This window comes from Bulleidia sp. HCP3S3_C9, from assembly GCF_052064035.1.
GTDB lineage: Bacteria > Bacillota_I > Bacilli_A > Erysipelotrichales > Erysipelotrichaceae > Bulleidia.
This window is the reverse complement of sequence record NZ_JBQHWJ010000029.1, coordinates 1-25,572: the sequence shown is the minus strand read 5'-3', so window position 1 is coordinate 25,572 and position 25,572 is coordinate 1. Positions and strand designations below refer to the sequence as shown.

Below are 25,572 nucleotides of genomic sequence, written 5' to 3'. Positions count from 1 at the left end.
ACTGGACATGAGAAAGTGGAAACCTGAAGCATATATGGAATCAATGATGGAACAGATACCATTCATATGCAGAGATATCGTTAAACTGCCAATGCCGATTGATCTTTACAGTGCTTACGGTGAGTATCATTATGGCATTTTTGCAAATATCAACTAAATCTTTAAAAAGAGCGTAATTTATAAAAAACATTGACACCATATGTGGTATCAATTATTATTTGGGTAGGAGGTTGAAGATGTCGAAATGGGAAAAGATATTAATGCGTATACAGAAATTATCAAACGATCTCCGATTTCAAGAATTGCGTAGAGTATTGGAAAGCTATGGATATGAAATGAGAGCACCAAAAAATGGAAACAGTCATTATACATTCAGAAAGAAAGGATGTATGCCTATTACAATTCCAAAACATGAACCAATAAAAAAAAAGTATATGTTGAAATGGTGCGACAAGTTGTAGAAAGTGAGGAAATGAAACATGAAAACGATAGATGATTATATGAAAAAAGCTTATCGTATGGAAATTGTTGAAGATAAGGATGAAGGCGGTTTTGTTGTTACCTATCCTGATTTGCCTGGATGCATTAGTTGTGGCGAGACAATTGAAAGTGCAGTGGCAAATGCAATTGATGCAAAGGAAGTATGGCTTGAAGCTGCAATAGAAGAAGGTATTGAGATAAATGAACCAGATTCTTTAGATGATTATTCAGGGCAATTTAAATTGAGAATTCCAAAAAGTCTTCATAAATCGCTTGCAGAACATTCTCAAAGAGAAGGAATAAGTATGAATCAGTATTGCGTCTATCTTCTTTCTAAAAATGATGTATTATATTCAAAATGAAGCTACTTACTGAATGAGATAGTGAGTAGCTTTTTTTATGAAAAGGTTTTTACTGTCTAAAAAAACGAACATTAAAATCTTTGGATTTGTGCGATAATAGTGTCAAGAAAAAAAGATTTTCATATCATTTATAATGATGAAATCGTGGGGAAATAAAATGGCAATTTATCAAAATCAAGTATTAGAATCTTCCTATTTAACCGCACCTAATTATGTAACCTATAGAAGTATTATGCGCGTTATGTTTCTTGAAAGTGAACAAATGAATAATCATTTATATAAAGAAGAAATATTTCAGAAATTAAAAGAGGATTCAGAATTTCAAGATTATAGTTTGGAAGATATGAGGCAAGATTTAGATCAATTAGTAACATGGGGTAATTTAATTGCAATCCAAGATCCTGGAACTGTCCATACAATTGCAGAATATAAAAATAGACAATATCGCTATTCTATGAGTGAAAGAGCGATTGAAGTGGAAAGAATGACAATTCGTCTGGAAAATCTTGAAATTGAAACGAGTAGCTTATCTACTGGATATTTCCAGAGAATTGAAGATGCATTGAAAAATGCAGAAAAAGTTAATTCACTTTCATTACAAGAAATTAATGAATGGTGGCATTTATTACAAGATGATTTTAAAAACCTGGATTTAAATTATAAAAGTTATTTAAGGGAATTTTATTCTGCAGATACAATGACATTGATGAAATCTGTTGAATTTATTTTGCATAAAGATAAATTGATTCAATATCTTCAGACTTTTATCAGACAGATGCAATTAAAATCTAAGAGAATTAAAAGTCAAATTTCGACGATACAAATTTTATTTGAAACAAGTTTAATGAATAAAATTGTAAAGAGTGAAATGGCTATTCCCCATCTAGGAAATAAAGTTCAAAATGAAGAATTATTGAAAGAATCCATTCAAAAGAAATGGATATCATTTGAAAAATGGTTTATTGCGATTGATGGACATAAAGCTGAGTGTGAAAGAATATTAGATATAACAAATGAAATTATTCGATCTGTCATTGAAAATGCAAATATGATTGTGCAATTATCTAACTATGGAGTGAGTAGAAAAGATGATTATAAACAATTTATCCAAATGTTTGGAAATTGTAGCAACATTAATGATGCACATTGTTTATCTGCACATGTGTTCGGAATTCAAAATGTTGAACATTTTAGAATGTATCAATCTATTGATACAGAAGATATCAAAAAAAGTGCGTATATACAAGAATGTGATGTTGTTCAATTGCAATCTCATTCAAGAAATTATCGTGAAAAAAGGCAAAGACAAGGTGTGGTGCGTCGAACAATGGATAAAATAATAGCTCTTCAAGAGTATGAAGAAGCAGCAAATAAAAAGAAAAGTCAAGTATATCAGTATATTAAGAATAATCGATTGTGTATTGAAGAAATTCATGATGTTATTTCTCCTGATTTAAGAATTTCAATTCTACAATGGATTTCACTTGCTAATATGAATACTTCAAAAACTGGCAGTACGGAATTTGGTGAAAAATATATTTTAAGAAGAGAAAAAGGAAATTGTGTTTTACATTGTGAAGATGGCGATATTACGATGCCAAGATATATATTGGAGTTTGAAAAATGAACGGATTAGAAATGTTACTTGGACAATATTGGATTATCAGAAATGAAAACAAAGAGCAGTATTATCAAGTGAAAAAAGAGTTATCTGACAAGAATACACTTAAATTTATTCAAGAAGTACTTGGCTGGAAATTAATTCATACAGAACAATTGATAAAAATAGAAAAATGTCCAGCACATGCAAAAGCATTTATGGGAATTCAAGAGTTTACAGAAGTGCGAGATTATTGCTTTTTATGTGCACTATTAATGTTTTTAGAAGATAAAGAAGAGAGCAGCCAATTTTTGCTATCGGAATTAATCCACTATATTGAAATGGTGATGAAAGAATATATGGAAGTAGATTGGACCGTATACAATCAAAGAAAATCATTGGTACGTGTTCTTCAATATGCTGAAAAAATGTATATGTTGAAGAACTATGAAGGAAATGTAAGCAATTATTCAAATGAAGCTAGTAGTGAGGTTCTGTATGAAAATACAGGAGTATCAAGGTATTTTGCTACTAATTTTTCATCATCAATAAAAAATATGAATGATTGGAAAGATTTTGAAAACGAAAATAACAATGACCAAAAAATTGAGAAAACTTCACAAACTGTATTTCAAGATTTGATTACATCACCTGCAATGTACTGGAATGATGATAATGGAAAAGAAGCTATGTATGTTAAATCAAAAAGGCAATTTATTCAAAGAGAAGTGATGCACTATTTAAAAGCTTCTTTATTAGTAAATTCTCATAATGCATCTATTGTTTATGTGGATGCGCAACCAGTTGGCGATTTTCATCCAAGAACAAATATGATTAGTGAAATCGTATTACTGGTTTCTCAATGGATTCATGAAGCAGCTATGGATAAAAGAAAGATGAGTTTGAATGAAGATGAAACAATCATTATTTCTAAAGAGAGATTTCAAGATATCCTTTTAAAAGTGAAGATGGAATACCAGGAACTTTGGACAAAAGAGTATAGAGAAATCCAAAATGAAAAATTTGTTTCGATTGTTAAAGAATATATGAAGAAATGGATGATGATTGATGAAAATGATGAAGAAATTGTTATATATCCAGCATGTGTGCTGACTGGTGGTAACTATACAAAAGACGTGGAGGAAAAAATACATGAGTGAAAGATGGAAAATGAATCGAATTGGGTTTGTGAATTTTTGGCTATATGTGGACGAAGATTTTGAATTAGAAGATGGAAAACTACTTTTAAGAGGTCAAAATGGTTCTGGTAAATCAATCACAACACAAAGTTTTATTCCATTTATTTTAGATGGTGATCGCTCTCCTTCACGTTTGGATCCATTTGGTACGGGAAGCAGAACGATGGATTATTATTTTTTGGGAGATAATGAAAAAGAAGAATCTACAGGCTATTTATATTTAGAGTTTAAAAAAGGAAATGAATATAGAACGATTGCAATTGGACAAAATGCGCATAAAGGTCGTCCAATGACATTTTGGGGATTTGTATTACTGGATGGAAGAAGAATAGGAAAAGATTTGAAATTATATAGAGAATCTGGGGATAACATTGTAATTCCTTTGTCAAAACAAGAAATGAAAAAGGCATTATCTGAAGATACTCCATTTACTACTTCTCCAAAAGAATATAAATCTTTTGTAAACGAGTATTTATTCGGCTTTGACAGAATTGAACAATATGATCAATATATAAAATTATTGATCAAGGTAAGAGCTCCGAAATTATCAAATACATTCAAGCCAACTAGAATGTATGAAATCTTGAATGAATCGTTACAAGTATTGAGTGATGATGATCTTCGTCCTATGGTTGATGCAATGGAAAAGATGGATTACATACAAGAGCAATTAGAAGCGTTGAAGAGAGCGTATGCAGATGCAAATACGATTATGAAAGAATATGATCACTACAATCGTTATATGATTTCCAAAAAAGCACATAATTATTTGGAAGCGTTAAAAATAGCAAAAACTAGTGAAAAAGACTATGATGATATTCTGCATGAAGTGGAACAGTGGAAAAAAGATCAATTAGAAAAGAAAAAAGAATTAGAAGATTTAAAAATAGAAGAAGATTTTGTTCAAAAGCAAATTGAGCAATGTATTGATCCAGAAATTGAAAATCTTGATATAAAATATCAAAATACAAAAAAAGAATTGGAAGAATACACTGAAAACACAGAGAATAAAAATAAACAAATTCAACAGAAAAATGATTCAGTTTTTGAAGCAGAAACTGAAATAAAAAGATACAAAAATCTTGAAGAATATTCTCAGAAACAAATGAATGACACTATCAGCTGTCTGGAAGAATTACATGATGAAATCAAAGATGATTTTCACGTATCTTTAAAAGAACAACTTTCAACAAATCAAACATTTGATGATCAACTATATTTTTCAAAGTTGGATACATTAAAAAACAGTGTTAAGCAAGGTCAAAATTTATTGAGAAAATCAAATGATTTAGAGAAAAAATATGCATCAGATAAAGAAGAAAATGATCAAAACAGAAAACTATATGAAGATACAGAATTTCAAATTGAACAATTCACTAATGATAAAGAAAAGGTGCAAGATGCATTATTGCTAGATATCTCCAAATTGTCAGAAAATCGTTTCTGGCATTTGGACGATATCACAATGAAGTCAGCTTCAAAAGTAATTGAAGAATATGAAGTACCATCAGATGCAACAAAATTGATAGAAATTTTATATAATGATTACTCTAACAAGCAAGAAAAGAAAAAATATTATTTTGCACAATTGAAGGCACAAGAAAAACAATTGTTTTCTGAATATAATCAAAAGAAAGAAGAATATCGTAAAGTTGAAAGCCAAAAAGAAGTGGAACCTATTCGTGATGAAGATGCGATTGCTTCTAGAGAAAAATTGAAACAAGCAGAAATACATGCATTTCCTTTTTATCAGACAGTAGAATTTTCCGATTCATTGTCTGAGAGTGAACAGGCTATTTTGGAACAACAATTACATAAAGCTGGTTTATTAGATGCTTTAGTTGTATCTAAACATGATTATCTTCGTATTCAAAATGAATTTCCACAATTGTTAGATGCTTTGATTTATGAAGATAGTTTTGGAATAAATGTTTTTCATGATCTTACAATCGAAGAAAATCTTCCAGATGAAGTAAAGCAATCTGTAAAAAACATACTATCTAATATAACAAATGATGGTGGGAAACTTGTTTTAAAAAAAGATGGATACTATCGTCATGGGATGATTGAAGGCCATGTAAAAAAAGACAGTAGTGAATATATTGGAGTCAATGCGAGAAAAAGAAAAAAGGAACAATTATTATTCAATATTGAACAACAAATCAATGAAATAAAGCAACTTTTAGATGACAAAAGAGCAGAAATGGATTCTGAACAAAATGATTTACTTGAAATGCAGAAAGAATATTTATTGATTCCTGATACAAAAGAATTGAATTCCATATTAGATTGTATTCATAAGCTAGAAGTACAATTGCAGGTTTTACGAGAAAAACAAGATACATTGGATGAAAAAATGAATCGTTCATACCAACTGTTTAAGGAAGCAGAACGAGAAATGTTATCTATCTGTAAAATGTTACCATATGCTAGAAATATAGATACTTATGAAGATATTTTAAATGCAATAGATTCTTATAAAGAATATGTTCATGCTCTTTCACAAACACTTCTTCAAAAAGAAAGCTATGTGGACCAAATAGAAATACAGCAATCAATGAGAGATACAGCTCTGTGCGAAATTGATGATTTGTACCTTGAAAGAGATAAATACAAATCCAAAGCAGAATCCTGTGAAAAACAATTATCTCAAATTCAAGAACTGATGAATAATCCAGAAATCATTGAAAATGCTCGTAAGGTTAAAGCACTGAGAGAACAAGAAAAAATATTGCAAGAACGAATTCAAAATTTAAATAGTGATCTTGCAATTCTAGAACATGATCTAAATAAATCTAAAGATACAATTGTTCAAAAAGAAAATGATAAGAATGAAAAACAAAAGTTTCTCGCTATTGTACAACAATATTATCAGGAAGAAACAGAATTGAAATTTGTTATTCAAGATCAGAAACAATCTCTTGAACAATCTGCAAAACAGGCAATAGCACAGGAAGAAAAGAATTTTATCATGAAACCATCGACAGAAATGGATGGAAGATTACGTGAAATTTCACAACGAAATACAAGCAATCTTGTGAACTATAATGTAACAATTACCCCTGTATTTGCGGAAGAACAAGAGCAGAAATCAGATCGAAGAAGACTTATTGTAGAAGGTATTATTAGTGGTCAAAAACTAGGACTGGGAGAATTCATAGAAGAGTTAAGTCAGAAAATAGAAAGCCAAAATGAATTAATACGTGAAAATGACAGGAAGATATTTGAAGAAATACTATCTCAAACGATTTCTGAAAAACTAACGGATCGTATTGAAGAAAGTCGTACATGGGTAAAAGAAATGTCGCGTTTGATGAAAAAAATGGATACCTCAATGGGATTAACATTTTCATTGGAGTGGAAAGAAAAGGCACCTGAAGATATCGATGAAATGGATGTTAAAGACCTTGAGAAGATTTTAATTCGCGACAAGCAATTGATTACTACAGACGATATAACACGTGTATCTAAACATTTTCGAAGTATAATTCAAAGAGAAAAACAACAATTAGAAATGAATAATTTGATTGTTAATTATATGGAGCTTGTTAGAAATGCTTTAGATTATCGTAAATGGTATACATTCAGAATGAGCTATACAAGAAAAAATGAATCAAAGAAAGATCTAACCAATGCTGCATTTAATAGATTTTCCGGTGGTGAAAAAGCAATGGCAATGTATGTTCCATTGTTTGCTTCTGTCAATGCACAATATCAGAAGTGTAAAAAAGAAGATCATCCAAGGTTGATTGCATTAGATGAAGCTTTCGCAGGCGTAGATGAAATAAATATAGCAAGTATGTTTGAAATGGTGGAAGCATTAGATCTTGACTATATTATGAATTCGCAAGTATTGTGGGGATGTTATCCAACTGTTCAGAGGTTGCATATTAGTGAGTTATTAAGACCACTCAATGCTAATTTTGTTACTGTAGTCAATTATTTGTGGAATGGAAAAGAGAAAGTTTTAAATGGAAGGTAGTAAGAAATGTGCAGAATATCTTTTGACGAAAAATGTTGAAAGATGTATGAATGAGATTAAAAAGCGATGGGTTTCTTATGGCCGATTTACAGGAAAAATAACGATTTTAGATGCTACAAAAGAAGAAATCAATGATTTGACTAGAATTACAGGTATTCGTTTTGAGCGTGATAAGATTAAATTATCTGTAAAAGACTTTGAAAACTCTTTGAAGGAAAGTGATTTTGCACCATTAGATTTAAAAGAAGTTATAGATTGCTACTTTGGTTATACGATCATAACGAAAAATGATTTGCAGAGAAATAAAGAAGATGAAGAAAATCGTTTTCAATCGAATCTATATACAATTCTGAAAGAAAATCATGCTCATGAAATTTTATATGAATGGGTTGATCATCTATTTTTAAATAAAGAATCAGGATATAGAATTCTTGTTCGATTAAAAAAAGAAAAACAAGAAAAAGTGTTTGATATATTTAAAAATGTTATTTTTGGTGCGAAACTTGTATTAGAAAATCAAACAAATGTTCCTATTGCTGTATTTGCATCTCGCATTAGTGGAAATCCTCATTTTTTAGATAAAGGAAGTGAATCTGCAAACCTGTTTGTTTCTTTTTTGACATATATTTTTCATGTTGGGCAAATAAAAAGCACACAAGACTGGTATACATTGATGGAAAAAGCCGGCTTAAGTAAAGATGAAATCGCAGGTTGCGTAGCAATTTATAATGTGCATCTAGATAGAAACGATGGATTTCATCAAGGATGTGAAGCATGTTATGCGTATGAACAGCCATTTATGGCTTCATATGCCAATATTATGGATGTAAATGCAATTACAACAGATGATAATAAAGTTTATGTAGTAGAGAATGAAATGGTCTTTTCGTATCTCCTGAAAGAAATGAGAAACAAACATGTCGCTATCATTTGCACTTCTGGACAATTGTCAACTACTGCACAAAAAATAATCTATTTATTAGCAGAAAATCACAATCAAATTTATTACAGTGGAGATTGTGATCCAGAAGGTCTGGTAATTTGTGATAAATTATTTCAAAAGTATCCAAATCAGTTGCATGTTTGGAGAATGCATCCAAAAGATTATCAAAATAGCATATCCCAAGAAACTATATCTGAAGCTAGATTGAGACAATTAGAGAATTTAGAAAATGTTGTTTTAAAACAGACTGCTCTTCAAATGCAAGAAATGAGAAAAAGTGGATATCAAGAAAATATATTAGAATATTTCCTGGATGATTTAAAATACGACAAATAATGTTATAAACCAAGGACGCTTCCTTAAATGGAAATGACTTGGTTTTTTTACAACTGCAATATCAAAGTGTATAATTGTAAATCAAAAAGAGGTTTTTATGGGGAATTTAATACATTCGTTAGATACATTCCTTTGGGGATGGCCACTCATTTTAGTTTTGATTGGTACACATATATTCATGACGATTCGCACTGGATTTATTCAAAAGGAAATATTAAAAGCTATTAAATTATCAGTTACAGATGATGATGGAGAAAATGGAGAAATCTCACAATTCGGTGCTTTAACAACCGCATTATCTTCCACGATTGGAACAGGAAATATCATTGGCGTTGGAACTGCGATAGCTTTGGGCGGTCCGGGAGCAGTTTTATGGATGTGGATCACCGGTATCTTTGGAATGGCAACAAAGTATTCTGAAACTTTGATTGCATTGAAGTATCGTGTGAAAAGTGAAAATGGAAGCATGATTGGTGGCGCAATGTATGCCTTAGATCGTGGCTTGCATATGAAATGGCTTGGAATCATATTTGCTGGTTTAACTGCAGTGTGTGGTTTAGGTATTGGATGCATGGTGCAGTCGAATGGCGTCGCAGAAAATCTGAATCAGAATTTTGGAATTCCATCGATTGTTGCCGCAATTGTATTAACAGTTGTTGTTGCTCTTGTCATTCTTGGAGGAATTCAAAGTATTTCTAAAGTTTCTGAAAAACTGGTGCCTTTTATGGCAGGTTTCTATGTAATTGGATGTTTCGTTATTCTTATTATGAATATTCAATATATTCCTCAAACAATCGCAACAATTGTAAAAGGAGCATTTGATCCAAATGCAATTGGTGGTGGATTTGTTGGAACAACAATCAGTGTATGTTGCAGATATGGATTTGCTAGAGGATTATTTTCAAATGAATCTGGTATGGGAAGTGCACCACTGATTGCGTCTGCCGCAAAGACAAGAAATCCCAAAAGACAGGCACTTGTTTCAATGACAGGTACATTCTGGGATACAGTAGTTATCTGTCTGTTAACTGGACTGGTTCTTGTTTCCTGTATTCTTCGCTATCCAGGTATTGATGCATTAAGTGGAAATGGTGCATTACTAACTTCACAGGCTTTTTCAACAATACCAGTCATTGGAATGCCAATTCTTGTGCTGGGCTTGATCACGTTTGCCTTTTCAACGATTCTTGGATGGTATTATTATGGCGAAAGATGTGCTGTGTATTTATTTGGTGAAAAAGCAATCAAGCCATATAAAGTTATCTGGGTCGTTTGTGTATTTATTGGTGCAGTCACTTCGATTGATGTGATTTGGGATTTTGCAGATTTGATGAATGGTTTAATGGCAATTCCAAATATTGTTGCGGTACTTTTATTAAGCAGAATCGTTGTAGAAGAAACAAAGAAGTATGCAGGAAAACATATTGATGATGTAGACGCATCTGAAGTTGAAGTATTGAAAAACGCAGATAAAGGTGTCATAGGGTAAGAAGATTCTATTGCTTGTAGAATCTTTTTCTTTTCGTGATTATAATAGTCACGTGAGGTATAAAAAATGACAGTACAAGAAAGAATTGAACAACTAAGAAAATTAATGCAGGAAAGAGGCATTGATGTTTATTACATGCCAAATGCAGATGATCATCTATCTGATGAATATACGGCTGACTACTTTAAATGCAAGAGCTATATGTCTGGATTCTCTGGAGATTCTGGATGCACAATCATCACAAAGGATTTTGCGGGTCTATGGACAGATGGCAGATACTTTACACAGGCAGAAGATGAACTTGAAGGAACAGGTGTTGAATTAATGCGTATGGGACAGGAAGGTGTTCCTGCAGCAGTTACTTTTGCAATTGAGAATACACCAGAAAATGGTCTTTTAGGTTTTGATGGTTCTGTTGTTTCTAGTGGAGATGCATTGATGATTTCTGATGCATTGAAAAAGAAGAATGCAAAAATGCACGTTGATGAAGATCTTGTTGGTATGATCTGGAATGATCGCCCATCTCTTCCTATGGAAAAAGTCTATGTTCTTGATACAAAATATACAGGAACAGATGCAAAACAGCGTATTGAAATGGTACGTGAAGAAATGAAGAAAAAAGATGCAGATGTATTGATTCTGACTTTATTGGAAGATCCATGCTGGCTGCTGAATATTCGTGGAAATGATATTCCATGTACTCCAGTAACATATGCATTTGCTATGGTAACAAATGATGATGTTTTCTATTATGTTGATGAAGAAAAGATTGCCGATGTAAAAGATTATCTGACTGAAAATGGTGTTACATGCAAGGCTTACAATGCTTTGAGTGAAGATATTGCTTCTTTACATAACAAAACAATCTGGGTTCAGTTAAGTTCATTAAATGTTAAGCTATATACAAATATTGCTTCTGATAATGTGATTGTAAATGAAATTTCTCCAATTATGCATTTCAGATCTGTTAAGAATGAAACTGAAATTGAAGTGATGCATAATGCACAAGTAAAAGATGGCGTTGCCATGGTGAAGTTCATCAAGTGGATCAAAGATACTGTTGGTGAAGATACAATGAGTGAAGTATCTGCACAGAATAAGCTGTATGAATTACGTGAAGCACAGGAAGATTACATTGAACCATCCTTCACAACAATTTCAGCATATCAGGAAAATGGTGCAATGATGCACTATACTGCTACGGAAGAAAAATTCTCTTATGTTCATCCAAAGGGATTCCTGCTTGTAGATTCTGGTGGAACATACAAAGATGGAACAACAGATATCACACGTACAATCGCATGTGGTCCTTTAACAGATGAAGAAAAGATGTACTATACACTTGTTTTAAAGGGACATATTGATTTACAGGAAGCTGTATTCTTAAAGGGCTCAACAGGAAATAACCTGGATATTCTTGCACGTAGACCAATGTGGAATATTAACATTGATTACCAGTGTGGAACAGGTCATGGCGTAGGACATGTATTAGGTGTACATGAAGGTATCCATGGTATTCGCTGGGGCATGCCAACAGCTGCTAGACCATCCGTACCGCTGGAAGATGGCATGATTGTTACAGATGAACCTGGTATTTATCTGCCACATAAATTAGGTATTCGTATTGAAAATGATCTTTTAGTTGTTAAGGATACCAAGAATTTCTATGGCCAGTGGCTGAAATTTGAAGCAATGACATATTGCCCATATGATCTTGATGCAATTGATGCAAACTATCTAGAAGATTGTGAAGTCAAGGCAATCAATGACTATCACAAGATGGTATATGAAAAGCTGTCTCCATTCTTGAATGAAGAAGAAAAAGCCTGGCTGAAGAATGAAACAAGAGAAATCGTAAAATGAAATGTGTCTCTTGGAATGTAAACGGATTGCGTGCATGCATGAAGAAAGGCTTCATGGATTTCTTTCAAGAGGTAGATGCTGATATCTTTGCGATACAGGAAACAAAGATGCAGCTAGAGCAGCTGGAAGAAGCGATGAAACCACAAGGGTATCATTTGTATATGAACAGTGCTGAGAAAAAAGGGTATTCTGGTACTCTGGTATATACAAAAAAAGAACCAATCCAATGTATTTATGGGATTGAAGGTGATGATACAAAAGAAGGCAGAGTCATTACACTTGAATATGAAGATTTCTACTTTGTATGTGCGTATGTTCCAAATTCAAAAGATGGCTTAACACGACTTCCATTCCGTGTTATGTGGGAAGATCTTTTAAGAAATCATTTGAAAAAACTGGATGAAAAGAAACCTGTGATTTACACAGGCGATCTAAATGTGGCCCATGAAGAAATTGATATTAAAAACCCACAGGCAAATCGCAAAAATGCTGGATTTTCTGATGAAGAAAGAAATAAGATGAGTGAACTGCTGAATGCTGGATTCACAGATACATTTCGTTCACTCTACCCAGATACAGTGAAATATTCATGGTGGTCATATCGTTTTAAGGCACGTGAAAGAAATGCGGGATGGCGTATTGACTATTTCCTTGTTTCTAATCGAATCCGTCAAAATGTAAAGGATGCAATGATTTATGATCAAATTCAAGGAAGTGATCATTGTCCTGTTGGATTAGATATATCACTTTTTTGAAAAAGAGAGTAAAATAGAGCCATTAAAATTCTAGGAAGGGAGTTTTGGAATATGGATGTTAAATCTATGTGTGAAGGATACCGTGAGGAAATCATTAAAAGATTAGGTGAACTGGTATCTATTAATAGCGAACAGTCAGAAGCAGAAGCAGATGCACCATTTGGAAAAGGGCCAAAAGAAGCATTGCATGCTGCGTTGGATATGCTTGAAAAAGATGGACTAAAGACAGTGAACTTAGATAACTACATTGGATATGGTGAAATGGGTGAAGGAGATCAGTTGATTGCAATTGTTGGTCATCTTGATGTTGTTCCTGCACGTCGTGAAGATGGATGGAATACAGATCCATATACAATGGTTGAAAAGGATGGCATCCTTTATGGAAGAGGTGTCTCTGATGATAAGGGTGGCGTTGTTGCCAGCATGATTGCAATGAAAGTCATCAAGGATATGAATATTCCAGTGAATAAGAGAATTCGTTTGATCATGGGATGTAATGAAGAAACAGGTTCTGCCTGCTTGAAATATTATGTTGATCATGATGAACAGCCAGATTATGGTTTTACACCAGATGGTGATTTCCCATGTATCAATGGAGAAAAGGGTATCATGGATGCACACTATGTATCCAGAAAAACAAATATTATTGATATTGATGGTGGTACTGCAGGAAACATCGTCTGCAGCAGCTGTTATATCGTTGTTGAAAAATGTTCTTTCTCTAAGAAAAAGCTGGAAGATTATTTCAACAATAACAACATTGAATTTGAAGTTGTTGATCAGGATGAATCTGTAAAGATTACAGTACAAGGTGTAGCTGCACATGCCAGCACACCAACACTTGGAGTGAATGCAATTTCTTACCTGCTGACAGGCTTGAAAGAAGCTGGTTTCCAGGATCCATTTGTAGATTTCTACTGCAGTAGAATTGGTTTAAATACAAATGGGGAAGGCTTAGGTTTAAATCTCAAAGATGAATACAGTGATTTAACATTGAACTGTGGATATATTCATATGAATGATGGTGTTATCAGTGGTAATATTGATGTTCGTTTCCCAGTTACAATGACTGGCAAGCAGATTGTAAAAGCATGCAGTAAGTATCTGGAAGATGAAGGTGGAGAAATCATCGTTGATTCAACACATGATCCATTGTATTATTCTCCAGATTCACCACTCATTCAGTCATTATGTGATGCATATACTGAAGTGACAGGTGATGAACGTGATCCACTTGTTATCGGTGGTGGTACATATGCAAAGGGTATCAATAATACTGTTGCCTTTGGATGTGCATTCCCTGATGTGGATTATAAGATTCATAATGCAAATGAATGGTGTCCAGTAGATGATCTTGTAAAGCAGGTTGAAATCTATGTTGCTGGAATCTTGAAGTTATTAGAACTTTAATGATAAGTGCTCTTTGTTGTAAAGAGCACTTTTTGTTTGTGATATAATATTGTCCATATGAAAAAGATAGCAATTGTATATGATTTTGATAAAACATTATGCACAAAAGATATGCAGGAATATTCTTTAATTCCATCTCTTGGCTATTCTAAGGCAAGTGATTTCTGGGATGAAGTTACTGAAGTTGCAGTTAGAAATGAAATGGATTCTATTTCTGCATATTTGTATTTATTAGCGAAAAAATTCCGGGAAGCTGGACAGCCATTAAGAAAAGAATATTTTTATGATAAAGGAAAAGATATTGTCTTGTTTGAGGGTGTGAATACATGGTTCAAAAGAATCAATGATTATGGTAGAAAAGCTGGGTTTCTGGTAGAACACTACATTATTTCTTCTGGAATGAGAGAAATCATTAAATCAACATCGATTGCAGATGAATTTAAAAGAATTTATGCATGTAGATACTATTATGATGAAACACATACAGCGACATGGCCTGCACAGGTTGTCAACTATACAGCGAAAACACAATATATCTTCCGTATCAATAAGCAGGTATTAGATGTGAATGATGATGCAGACTTAAACAAGTTTGTTCCGCAGATAGAACGTCCAATTCCATTTGAAAGAATGATTTATATTGCAGATGGCTTAACGGATGTTCCTTGCATGCGTCTTGTGAAGGAGTATGGTGGTAAATCTATTGCGGTATATTCCAGTAACAATGCAGTTGCAAAGTCACTCAAAGATGTTGGAAGAGTCAACTATATCGCAAAGGCTGATTATTCAAGTGGAAGTGAAATGGAACAGATTGTACAGAGTATTCTAGACCACATGAAAGCCGATGAAGTATTGAAAAAGTATGAGGAAAAGTGATGAAGCGTAATCAACTGATTGAAAATTTAAAAGATCCTATGATCATTATTCTGGCTGCATTGCTTATCTTTTTGACATGCGGTACTGCAATTTCTGGATGTAGAGGAAGGAAAACAGTGATTGCTTTAGATGCCGCGTTTGGTGGAGAAGATACTGGGTATCAAGGTATTATCAATGAAGCTGACTTTACAGAAAGCGTTGTTGAAAAGCTTGCGGTATTATTAACAGATGATGGTCATTTTGATGTTGTATTAACACATGATGCTTCTACTTCTGCGACTGTTGAAGATAGAGTGAATAAGATCAAACAGGATGGTGCAGATATTGTTTTAAGTATTCATGCAACCGGTACACCAGATGCAACAAGAAATGGGCAGCAGATCTATGCAGACATTCCAACAAAAACAACACACGATGCTTCTTTGAAATTGGCAAATTGCATCCATGATGCATTTACAAGTGATACATGGATACCTTCCGTCAACTATCTTTACTATCAGCCATTTGATGATGATTCATATCAGATTGAAACAGTAGCGAGTGATGACACGAATGATTATCAATTAGAAACATGGGATATGATGGAAAAGTGTGATGTTCCTGTTGTGATCTGTAATCAAATCTATGTAACAAATCAGACAGATATTGATACGTGGGCAAATGAAGCAGGATATCAAAAAGCTGCAGATGCTTACTATCAGGCAATAAAAAACTATTATGGAATTGAAAAGTAATGCGGAAAGATTTCTAGATGCGTATGCACAGCTGGAAACAAAAATGGCTTCACTTGCTAAAGAGACAAGATATGTTCCATTTTCACAACTATTATCTCGTTTAGCACCACACAATCGTATCATTGCAAATAATCAGGAAGAACTAAGAGAATATAGTGAACTTAGAAATGCATTAGTACATATGCGTGGTGTGAAGCAGGAAATCATTGCACAGCCTTGTGATTCTGTTGTAGAAAATATTGAAAGAATTGCACGTTTATTAGATATGGATGATTCAATACTGAATTTTGCACGTACCCCTGTAAAAACAGTGAAAAAGTCAGATTCTATCAAACATGCATTTTCCTTAATGGAGCAGATGGATTCCAGTAAGATTCCAGTATATGAAGAAAATCGCTATGTCGGTCTATTAACAGCACCTATGATTGCAAAATATGCTTTATATCATCAGGAAGAAGGCTGCGTAAAAGATGCAATGATACATAGAGAGAATGAAAGAGTGCTGTTTCTTCCTAAGAATTCAAATGTTCAGTTAGCAATTCATGGATTTGATAGAGCGGTAAGAGAAGGAAATTCATTACTTGCGATATTGATTACAGAACATGGAAAAACAAATGAAAAACCATTAGGAATCATTACATATGCAGATTTCCCAACAATTATGAAAGGTTAGATTGTTTGATATCTAATCTTTTTTTGTATCTATTTGTTTAAAATGAATTTACAATAAGAGTATGAATATTCCATTTTTTCATCGAAATCTTGATGAAGTATCATTACATTTGAATTATACGGAAGATGCATCTGATTCTACAAGTTGGGTAAAAGATGTTCATTTTTCAATTTGTAAAAAACATACAAATCAAAAAGTAGGTGAATGTGATCTTCGATTAGGAATGAATGATGAAATTTATTATGCAGGACAGGTTGGGTATCGTATCTATTATCCATTTCGTGGAAACAGTTATGCATACAAAGCTTGTCTGCAGTTATTTGAAATAGCAAAAAAAGAATATGGAATGAAAGAATTGATCATTACGTGTTCCCCAGATAATATTCCTTCTTTATGTACGTTGCAGCGTTTGCATGGAACACTTTTAGAAACTGTTGATGTACCAGAAAGTCATTGGCTCTATCAAAGGGGAGAGACAGTAAAGTGTATTTATCAATATGAGCTATAAGAACAAATAATTATACAATTTATCACATTTGTTGACACTATTTACTCTTTTGAAATAGAAATGATAGAATATAATGCATGCGAAGAATATTGAAGATCTTAACAAGCCGTCTATTTATTGTGGCACCACTTGTAATATTACAGTTTGTGTTTTTTGCACTGCTTTTTTATAGTGTTGCATATACAGAAAAAGCATTACCTTTTATTTCTTTGATTGCTATTTTGTTTTGCATTTATATTATCAATCGTGAAGAAGATCCATCCTATAAAATTGCCTGGGTAGCAGTGATTCTTGGTGCTCCAGTCATTGGGATTCCATTGTATGTTTTAGCTGGAAACCGACATGTTCCAAAGAAACTGTATTATGGAACGATTCGGGCAAACAAGAAAATGGAACATCTCCTGCAGGAAAATGTAGATATAGATACCCATAATGATATTGATGCAGGTGCAAAAAAGATATTCCATTATGGAGTCAATCGACTTGGGCTACCAGTCTATAACCACACTTCTAGTGAGTATTATGCTTCAGGAGAAGAATGGTTTCCACATTATATTGAAGCTTTGAAAAACGCAAAACATTTTATCTTCATTGAAACGTTTATTATCGTACAAGGTTCTGTATGGGATGAAATTCTAGAAGTTTTAAAGCAAAAAGTAAAAGAAGGCGTAGAAGTAAAACTCATCTATGATGATTTTGGTTCCATTACACTTCCACATCACTATTCAAGACAGCTGAGAGAAATAGGCATTGAAGCACATCGATTCAATCATGTAAGAGCACGTTTTATCATTCAGATGAATAATCGAGATCATAGAAAAATTACTGTGATTGATAATCAGATTGCATTTATTGGCGGTGTGAATCTAGCAGATGAATATGTCAATCGCATTGTTCGTTATGGATACTGGAAAGATAGTGCCATGAAGATTGAAGGGGAAGCAGTATGGTCATATACAGTCATGTTTATGGGAATGCTTTCCTATGTTCGCAGCAAAGAGGAAGGAAAAGTTGATTATGAAAAGTATCATATTCCTTATTCTGTAAAAGAAAATTATGGATATTATCAACCATGGTCTGATACGCCTACAGATAAAGAAAGCGTTGCATTAAACATGCATTTGAATATGGTAAAATATGCCCGTGATTATGTGTATATTGATACACCATATTTGATTTTGAATGAAACGATGAAACAAGAATTGATTTTAAGTGCGAAGAGTGGAGTGGATGTAAGAATCCTGACACCGCATATTCCTGATAAGAAAATTGTTTTTGAAATAACACGTGGTTTTTATAAGCAGCTTGTAGAAGCAGGTGTTAAGATTTATGAATTTACACCAGGATTTAATCACACAAAGAATTTTGTGGCGGATGATACTCTTGCAATCGTAGGCAGTGCAAATACAGATTATCGCAGTTATTTTCTGCATTATGAAAATGGCTGTTTAATGTATAAAACAAGTGAAATCAGAAAGATTAAACAGAACTTTTTAGATGCCTGTGAGAAATCACATTTAGTTACATTAGATGAAATTCATAAAACAAATGTCATTGTTCGAATGATTCGAGCAGTATTGAATCTTATGATTCCATTGGTATAGGAGAAAAAAGTTATGGAAAAGTTAGGACTTGTATTAGAAGGCGGCGGTATTCGTGGCGCGTATACTGCTGGTGCCCTGGAATGGCTGAAAGATAACAATGTAAAGTTTGATTATTATGTTGGTATTTCAAGCGGAGCTGCCTATCTATCTTTTTATCTGGAAGATCGTGTAGAAGTTGCACATAAAATGGCAACATATTATACATGTCAAAAGGATGTCGTTGGACTAAAAGCATTGTTACGCTGTGGTCACTATGTTGATTATCAGCGTGTATTTGAAGAAGATATGAGAAAAAAAGAAGGTATGAATGTTGATAAAATCATTTCAGAAAACCTTCCTATGGAAGTTGGATGTTATGATCTAGCGCAGGGCAAAACAATTTACTTCAATGCAAAACAATTAGATCGAGAAATGAAAATTATTCGTGGTGCATGTGCGCTTCCAATTGCATCTGCAGTTGTTGATGTAAATGGCTATCGTTTGATGGATGGTGGCATTACAAAAATGATTCCAATTGAAAGAGCACTTGAACAGAACTGTACAAAATGTCTTGTTATTACAACAAAACCAAAAGACTATGTGCGTAAACCATCATCTAAGATCATTTGCTGGTTAATGAAACTGATTTATAGAGAATGTCCACAAATGGCAGAAGACTACAAAGTAAGACATTTAAATTACTACAAGCAAAGAAAAATCATAGATGATATGTGTGAAAAAGGCGATGCAATTAACATCTATCCTTCTAAAACACTGAAGGTATCTCGATGGAAAGGTGATCCTGCAACTTGTGAGGAATTGTATCAGTTAGGATATTCTGATATGGAGAAGCAGAAGGATCAAATCTTTGCATTATTACAGAATAGAGAATAGGACTGGAAACAGTCTTTTTTTCTTAAAAATGGATGTCAACAGTTGAATATAAAAATAAGCATGCTAAGCTATATGGCGGGTTGATACCCAAAGGAGAGAATGAAAATGAAAAAGATTGGAAAGCTCCTGTTGAGTGCAATGATGGCGATGAGTCTTGTTGCATGTTCTTCAGCAGGAAAAGGTGTATCAGGTGAATATACTGGTACAGCAAAAGGTCTTGGTGGTGATGTTAATGTTACATTAACACTCAAGGATTCTGTCATTACTGATGTTAAGGCAGAAGGAAAACAGGAAACAGAAGGAATTGGTACAAAAGCCCTTGAACAGTTACCTGGTGAAATGGTTGAAGGAAATACAATCAATGTTGATGGTGTTTCTGGTGCAACTGTAACTTCTGATGCTATTAAGGAAGCAGCTAAGGAAGCTTTAAAGAGTGCTGGTCTCAATCCTGATGACTATGCAACAGCAAATGCTGGCAAGAAAGAAGAAGACGTTACAAAGGATGCAGATGTCGTTGTCGTTGGTGCTGGTGGTGCTGGTATGACAGCTGCAATCGTTGCTGCAAATGAAGGTAAAAATGTAGTTGTTGTAGAAAGTCAGTCTGCAGCTGGCGGAAACTCTGTTAGAGCAACAGGTGGAATGAACGCTGCTAAGACAACTTACCAAGATGAAAATACATTTGAAGAATCAGCTGGTGTTGAAAAGACATTAGCAGCAGCTGAAGCATATAAAGACAATAAAGACATTGCTGCATTAACAGAAACAGTTAAGAAGCAGTGGGATGAATATCAGAAGGATCCTAAAGGATACTTTGATTCAACTGAATTAATGGAATTAGATACAATGATCGGTGGTAAGGCTGTTAACAACTTTGATCTTGTTAAGACATTAGTTGAAAACAGTGCTGATTCTATCGAATGGTTATCCACAATTGGTGCTGATCTTAAGAATGTTGGTCAGTTCGGTGGAGCTTCTGTTAAGAGAATTCATAGACCAGTGAATGATCAGGGACAGGTTGTTTCTGTAGGTTCTTATTTGATTCCAATTCTTGAAAAGCAGGTTGAAAAAGAAGGTGTAGAAGTTCTTTATAACACAACAGCTAGCAAAATCATTATGAAGGATGGTAAGGCTGCAGGTATTGAAGCTGAAGGTAAGACAGGTAACAAGGTTACTGTAAATGCTAAGGCTGTTGTACTTGCTACTGGTGGTTTCGGTGCTAACAACGATATGGTTGCTGAACAGAATCCTGATCTCAAGGGTTATATTACAACAAATGCTAACGGTGCACAGGGTCAAGGTATCACAATGGCTACTGCTGATGATGTAAATGCTGCTACAGTTGATATGAAGCAGATTCAGTTGCACCCAACAGTACATGTTGAAGGAGATAATGCTGTATTAATTACAGAAGGTCTTCGTGGTGATGGTGCTATCTTAGTTAACCAGTCTGGTGAAAGATTTACAGATGAAGTTGGTACAAGAGACGTTGTAAGTGCTGCTGAAAATAGCCAGGAAGGTGGTTATGCTTGGTTGATCGTTGATCAGAAGATGGCTGATGCTTCTGCAGTTATCCAGGGCTATGTTGACAAGGGATATGCTGAAAAGGGCGAAACATATGAAGAATTAGCTAAGGCTATGGAAATGGATGAAAAGACATTTGCTTCCACAATGGATGAATGGAACAAGTGTGTAGAAAGCAAGAAGGATGAAAAGTTCAACAGAACTACATTCGCTGATAAGTTAGATACAGCTCCATACTATGCAATTAAGGTTCAGCCAGGTGTTCACCATACAATGGGTGGTCTTGTAATTGATACAAATACAGAAGTATTAGATACAGACAATAATGTTATCCCTGGATTATTTGCTGCTGGTGAAGTTACTGGTGGTGTACACGGTGCTAACAGACTTGGTGGTAATGCAGTTGCTGACTTCGTAGTATTCGGTAGAATTGCTGGTACTCAGGCAGCTGACTACGTTGGCTAATTCATAGAATCATGTTGAAAACAGATGCTTGTGAAAGAGTGTCTGTTTTTTACTTGAGAAAATAATAAATCATATTATACTATTTCTAACAAATACTGCGAGGCTGAAAGAATCCCTGGACAGCTGATGATACGATATGTGGGGTGCGCCTCGAAAGCGGGAGGGGGGCCCACGGCAGTATTGATGAACATAGGATGACTTCGGTCATCCTTTTTTTTGAAATGTCTAAAAATCTGTGAATATAAATATATAGGAATATTCACATGAAGAATGAAATTGAGACTTTGGAAGATTATATGCGATTTATTGATGGGAAAATGAATAATCTAAGAAAATTGGATAGCGACTTATCCAAAGAAGAATGGGAAATAATTCTTACGCATGAAGGATTCGCTGAAAAATACATTGTAACGAAAACACCAGACATTCTAAAAGGATTTGGTGTAGATGCAATGATTTACATGACACGATCTAACATGGCATACATTTTAAGCAGACATTCTAAAGAATATTCAGTGCACGTTTATAAAACAATTAAAGATACAATTGATATGTACGATATTTTGATGAAAGGTGAACATTCTGGAAATTAAGATTATCGATTTTTTAAACAATTTTCAGATGAAATTGGAAAGATATATGGAATCGATATTGTGATAGATAAACCAAGTTATGTTGAAAGTGAATATATTGTTCATTTGAATTATCATGGTAGACGAAAACAAAAAAGTATGAAAGCATATGCACGTTATAAAGGACAAAAGAATCTGTTGATTGATATCCGAAAGTAGTATATACTTCAAATAACAAATACTGCGAGGCTGAAAGAATCCCTGGACAGCTGATGATACGATATGTGGGGTCTGCTATTTTTGATAGCTAGGGGGCCCACGGCAGTATTGAGGAACATAGGATGACTTCTGTCATCCTTTTGTCTGTTAATAGTAAAAATGATGTAAAATACTATTTATTATTCAGGAGGTGATGTGAGTGAAAGGAAATATGGTGAATGGAAATCCATTGAAGTTGATTTTGAATTTTGCTTTGCCACTGTTGCTAGGTAATTTATTTCAGCAAACATATAACATGGTGGACGCTGCTATTGTAGGACAGACATTAGGTTCTTCTTCTTTGGCTGCTGTTGGTGCAACTTCTTCTGTGCAGTTTCTAGTGTTGGGATTCTGTATGGGAACATGTGTTGGATTTGGTATTCCAGTTGCGCAAAGATTTGGTGCAGAAGACTATGATGGTTTAAGGAAGTATGTGTATTGTGGTAGTATTTTATCCGCAGTCATTGCAGTTGTGATGGCTGTTGGAACAGTTGCATTATGTGCTTTAATTCTTGAATTATTACAAGTGCCAGCAGATATTTTTTCACAGTCATACAGTTATTTAGCAATCATATTTGCAGGAATTCCTTGTACAATTCTGTATAACTATTTATCTAGTATTTTACGTGCAATTGGCGACAGTAAAACACCATTTTATTTTTTAGCAATGTCTGCAGTATTAAATATCTTTTTGGATTTCTTCTGTATTGTTGTTTTGAAATGGGGCGTTGCAGGTGCTGCAATTGCTACGATATTCTCACAAGGCGTTTCTGGAATTCTTTGCTTATTATTAATTGTTAAAAAATTTCATATACTACACCCTCATAAAGAAGATCGTCATATGAATGGTAAAATTTCAAAAGATTTGATTGTTATGGGAATGCCAATGGGACTGCAGTTCTCTATTACTGCGATTGGTTCCATGGTTATGCAAAGTGCAAATAATGGCTTAGGAACAATCTATGTTTCAGGCTTTACTGCAGGAATGAAAATCAAGGCATTTATGATGTGTCCTTTCGATGCAATTGCTACAGCAGTTTCCACATTTGCTTCCCAGAACTATGGTGCCGGAAAGATGGATCGAGTTAAAACTGGTATTAGACAGGGTACGGCAATTGGCGTAGGCTATGGTGCAATTGCTGGTGTTATATTGTTCTTTTTTGGAAGAACATTGTCAATGTTATTTGTTTCAGCCAGTGAAGCAGCAGTACTAGATGCGAGTGCATTATATTTAAGAAGAATGGGAATTTTCTGGTGGACACTTGGAATCTTGAATGTTTTAAGAACATCTGTACAGGGGCTTGGATATGCTGCAAGAGCTGTCATGGCTGGAGGCGCAGAAATGTTCTGCAGATGCTTTGTAGCAATCTTATTAGTTCCGCTCTTCCATTATGATGCGATTACATTCTGTGATCAGGTTGCATGGGTTGGTGGATGCCTATACATCATTCCAGCTTGTATTTTAACTGTCAGACACCTGGAACAAGAAATGAAATCCAGTGCAAACCTAGATCAATTAAAAGCATAGAAAAAAGGATTTTGAAGTTTGACTTCAGAATCCTTATTTTTAGAAGTTGCAAGTATCTGGATTAATATTTTCTGGTCCATAGTTTTTCATGGCATCTAAGAATTTCATATCTGTATCACTGATATCGAAATTAAATGCTTCAAAACATTGTCTTAATTCATCTTCATTCTTTCCGGAACATAATGAGATACAATCTTTTTCAAGATGATATCTTGTCGCAATTGCACGTGGAGTTGTGTGATACTTGTTTGCAAAAATTGCTAATTCGTTTGAATTAAGAATGACATCATTCATAGGAGGTAAAAATGCCTCTGTTTGAATGTTGTGTTCATTTGCACAATATAAATTGTCATTGAATGGGAATCCTGGATAGATTCTAGCCTGGTTTACCATTGGGGCAATTTCTGACTGTTCTAGACAGAATTCAATATGTCTAGCTTCATAGTTTGCAACACCAATTGCTCTAGCTTTTCCTTCTTTATAAATCGTTTCTAATGCTTTCCATGTTTCGATTGCTGTTTCTTCATATGTATCACGATATTTTGAAGGATTTGGCCAGTTGATTAAGAAGAGGTCAACGTAATCTGTCTGTAATCTTTTTAGTGTATGATCAAATTCTCTTAATGACTGTTGATATCCATGATTATCATTATCTAGTTTCGCTGTGATGAAAAGTTCGCTTCGATTGACTTTGGAATCTTTGAAGGCTCTTCCAGCTGCTTTTTCTGTAATGCTTTCTGGAGAAATATCAAAATGTCTAAAACCGACATTGATTGCACTTAATATTCTTTCATAGTTGTTTTCACCATGATTTTTATCTACACGATATCCAAGAGTTGGAATCACAACGCCATTATGTAGTTGAATTTCTTTTGTATCAATTTGACTCATAGGTACCTCCGACTAGTATTATACGCCTATTATTTCCACACGTTAAAAAACAAAAACAACAAAATGTATATGTGTCCATAAAAACGGACAGTAAAAATAAAGAAGAATGTTAAAGTATTGGCGTACAAAGAAAGAAGGACACATATATGAACACAGAACAGAAAGTATGCATTAGAATTTGGAATCATGAAGTTGACGCTGATCAAATGACGGCAGAAGAATTGTATGAAAGTTTAATGAACTCTTTTGATGCAATTAAGCTTCCATCATATTCCAAGTTGTAAATAGCATAAATAAAGCAAAATTCAAGGAAATATATAGGAAAATGCGTGCAGATAGCTATGGTAAATCGGTTATATACTTGTTATAATAATTAATGGAATCTCTAGTTATATTTTCCTTTTAATAATAACCAGCCTTTCCTTTTGAACAATGATATAGGGAGACAATTGTATGGATATAAAAGAATGCTATGAAGCAATGCATGGCGATTATGAAGATATTTTTTCTCGCCTTAGAAATAACGCATTGATTATTAAACATAACTGACCACCTGATTCAAAAAAGTTCAGAAATCTCTTTAGTGTCCGCTTTTTAGTACAATAAAATCATATTGCTGGATATACACTTTAACTGCGAGGTAAAAGTAT

The 25,572-nt window shown here is 33.9% G+C and carries 21 protein-coding genes; 20 read left to right on the top strand and 1 reads right to left on the bottom strand.

Features of this window, described 5'->3' with window-relative positions:
- The first annotated feature begins 236 nt into the window (after positions 1 to 236).
- The 19 genes from ACTND6_RS06490 (at position 237) to ACTND6_RS06400 (ending at position 24,031) form a co-directional block, all read left to right on the top strand.
- Positions 237 to 461 carry a toxin HicA gene (locus tag ACTND6_RS06490; protein WP_441022946.1) on the top strand — a complete coding sequence of 75 codons (225 nt, stop codon included), beginning with the start codon at positions 237 to 239 and terminating at the stop codon, positions 459 to 461.
- A gap of 18 nt (positions 462 to 479) precedes the next feature.
- A complete protein-coding gene (locus ACTND6_RS06485; RefSeq protein WP_441022948.1) occupies positions 480 to 842 on the top strand; it encodes a type II toxin-antitoxin system HicB family antitoxin in 363 nt (120 codons plus the stop codon).
- 157 nt (positions 843 to 999) lie between these two features.
- Entirely contained in the window at positions 1,000 to 2,469 is a 1,470-nt protein-coding gene (locus ACTND6_RS06480) for a TIGR02677 family protein (RefSeq protein ID WP_441022950.1), read from the top strand.
- Positions 2,466 to 3,602, top strand: coding sequence for a TIGR02678 family protein (locus ACTND6_RS06475; RefSeq protein ID WP_441022952.1), 1,137 nt, complete (start codon positions 2,466 to 2,468; stop codon positions 3,600 to 3,602). The genes ACTND6_RS06480 and ACTND6_RS06475 overlap by 4 nt, the downstream gene beginning before the upstream one ends.
- Positions 3,595 to 7,623: a TIGR02680 family protein gene (locus ACTND6_RS06470; RefSeq protein ID WP_441022954.1), complete on the top strand. Its 4,029-nt coding sequence runs from the start codon at positions 3,595 to 3,597 to the stop codon at positions 7,621 to 7,623. The genes ACTND6_RS06475 and ACTND6_RS06470 overlap by 8 nt, the downstream gene beginning before the upstream one ends.
- Positions 7,613 to 8,902: a TIGR02679 domain-containing protein gene (locus tag ACTND6_RS06465; protein WP_441022956.1), complete on the top strand. Its 1,290-nt coding sequence runs from the start codon at positions 7,613 to 7,615 to the stop codon at positions 8,900 to 8,902. Before ACTND6_RS06470 ends, ACTND6_RS06465 begins: the two co-directional genes overlap by 11 nt.
- 97 nt (positions 8,903 to 8,999) lie before the next feature.
- Complete coding sequence (locus ACTND6_RS06460) at positions 9,000 to 10,391, top strand: alanine/glycine:cation symporter family protein (RefSeq protein WP_441022958.1); 1,392 nt, start codon at positions 9,000 to 9,002, stop codon at positions 10,389 to 10,391.
- Between the two features lie 66 nt (positions 10,392 to 10,457).
- Positions 10,458 to 12,254 (top strand): aminopeptidase P family protein, encoded by a 1,797-nt coding sequence (locus ACTND6_RS06455; protein ID WP_441022960.1) that lies wholly within the window; start codon positions 10,458 to 10,460, stop codon positions 12,252 to 12,254.
- Complete coding sequence (locus ACTND6_RS06450; RefSeq protein WP_441022962.1) at positions 12,251 to 13,009, top strand: exodeoxyribonuclease III; 759 nt, start codon at positions 12,251 to 12,253, stop codon at positions 13,007 to 13,009. The genes ACTND6_RS06455 and ACTND6_RS06450 overlap by 4 nt, the downstream gene beginning before the upstream one ends.
- A 51-nt stretch (positions 13,010 to 13,060) precedes the next feature.
- A complete protein-coding gene (gene pepV / locus ACTND6_RS06445) occupies positions 13,061 to 14,419 on the top strand; it encodes a dipeptidase PepV (RefSeq protein ID WP_441022964.1) in 1,359 nt (452 codons plus the stop codon).
- Between the two features lie 57 nt (positions 14,420 to 14,476).
- A complete protein-coding gene (locus tag ACTND6_RS06440; protein ID WP_441022966.1) occupies positions 14,477 to 15,295 on the top strand; it encodes an HAD family hydrolase in 819 nt (272 codons plus the stop codon).
- The gene (locus tag ACTND6_RS06435) at positions 15,295 to 16,029 is read left to right on the top strand and encodes an N-acetylmuramoyl-L-alanine amidase family protein (RefSeq protein ID WP_441022968.1); all 735 of its coding nucleotides are present in this window, start codon (positions 15,295 to 15,297) and stop codon (positions 16,027 to 16,029) included. Before ACTND6_RS06440 ends, ACTND6_RS06435 begins: the two co-directional genes overlap by 1 nt.
- Entirely contained in the window at positions 16,013 to 16,702 is a 690-nt protein-coding gene (locus ACTND6_RS06430; protein WP_441022970.1) for a CBS domain-containing protein, read from the top strand. Before ACTND6_RS06435 ends, ACTND6_RS06430 begins: the two co-directional genes overlap by 17 nt.
- A gap of 61 nt (positions 16,703 to 16,763) precedes the next feature.
- Complete coding sequence (locus ACTND6_RS06425; protein ID WP_441022972.1) at positions 16,764 to 17,210, top strand: GNAT family N-acetyltransferase; 447 nt, start codon at positions 16,764 to 16,766, stop codon at positions 17,208 to 17,210.
- Positions 17,211 to 17,287: 77 nt separating this feature from the next.
- Positions 17,288 to 18,814, top strand: a complete 1,527-nt coding sequence (gene cls, locus ACTND6_RS06420) for a cardiolipin synthase (protein ID WP_441022974.1) — start codon at positions 17,288 to 17,290, stop codon at positions 18,812 to 18,814.
- 12 nt (positions 18,815 to 18,826) lie between these two features.
- On the top strand, positions 18,827 to 19,687 hold the full coding sequence (locus ACTND6_RS06415) for a patatin-like phospholipase family protein (protein WP_441022976.1): 861 nt from the start codon (positions 18,827 to 18,829) through the stop codon (positions 19,685 to 19,687).
- 105 nt (positions 19,688 to 19,792) lie between these two features.
- A complete protein-coding gene (locus ACTND6_RS06410; protein WP_441022978.1) occupies positions 19,793 to 21,673 on the top strand; it encodes a flavocytochrome c in 1,881 nt (626 codons plus the stop codon).
- A gap of 263 nt (positions 21,674 to 21,936) precedes the next feature.
- On the top strand, positions 21,937 to 22,266 hold the full coding sequence (locus tag ACTND6_RS06405; protein ID WP_441022980.1) for a hypothetical protein: 330 nt from the start codon (positions 21,937 to 21,939) through the stop codon (positions 22,264 to 22,266).
- Positions 22,267 to 22,663: 397 nt separating this feature from the next.
- Entirely contained in the window at positions 22,664 to 24,031 is a 1,368-nt protein-coding gene (locus tag ACTND6_RS06400) for an MATE family efflux transporter (protein ID WP_441022982.1), read from the top strand.
- Between the two features lie 39 nt (positions 24,032 to 24,070).
- Here ACTND6_RS06400 and ACTND6_RS06395 read toward each other — a convergent pair whose 3' ends face one another.
- Complete coding sequence (locus tag ACTND6_RS06395) at positions 24,071 to 24,922, bottom strand: aldo/keto reductase family protein (protein ID WP_441022984.1); 852 nt, start codon at positions 24,920 to 24,922, stop codon at positions 24,071 to 24,073.
- A gap of 146 nt (positions 24,923 to 25,068) precedes the next feature.
- Between ACTND6_RS06395 and ACTND6_RS06390 the strand changes: the two genes are divergently transcribed.
- Positions 25,069 to 25,206: a hypothetical protein gene (locus ACTND6_RS06390; RefSeq protein WP_178175686.1), complete on the top strand. Its 138-nt coding sequence runs from the start codon at positions 25,069 to 25,071 to the stop codon at positions 25,204 to 25,206.
- Positions 25,207 to 25,572: the final 366 nt, after the last annotated feature.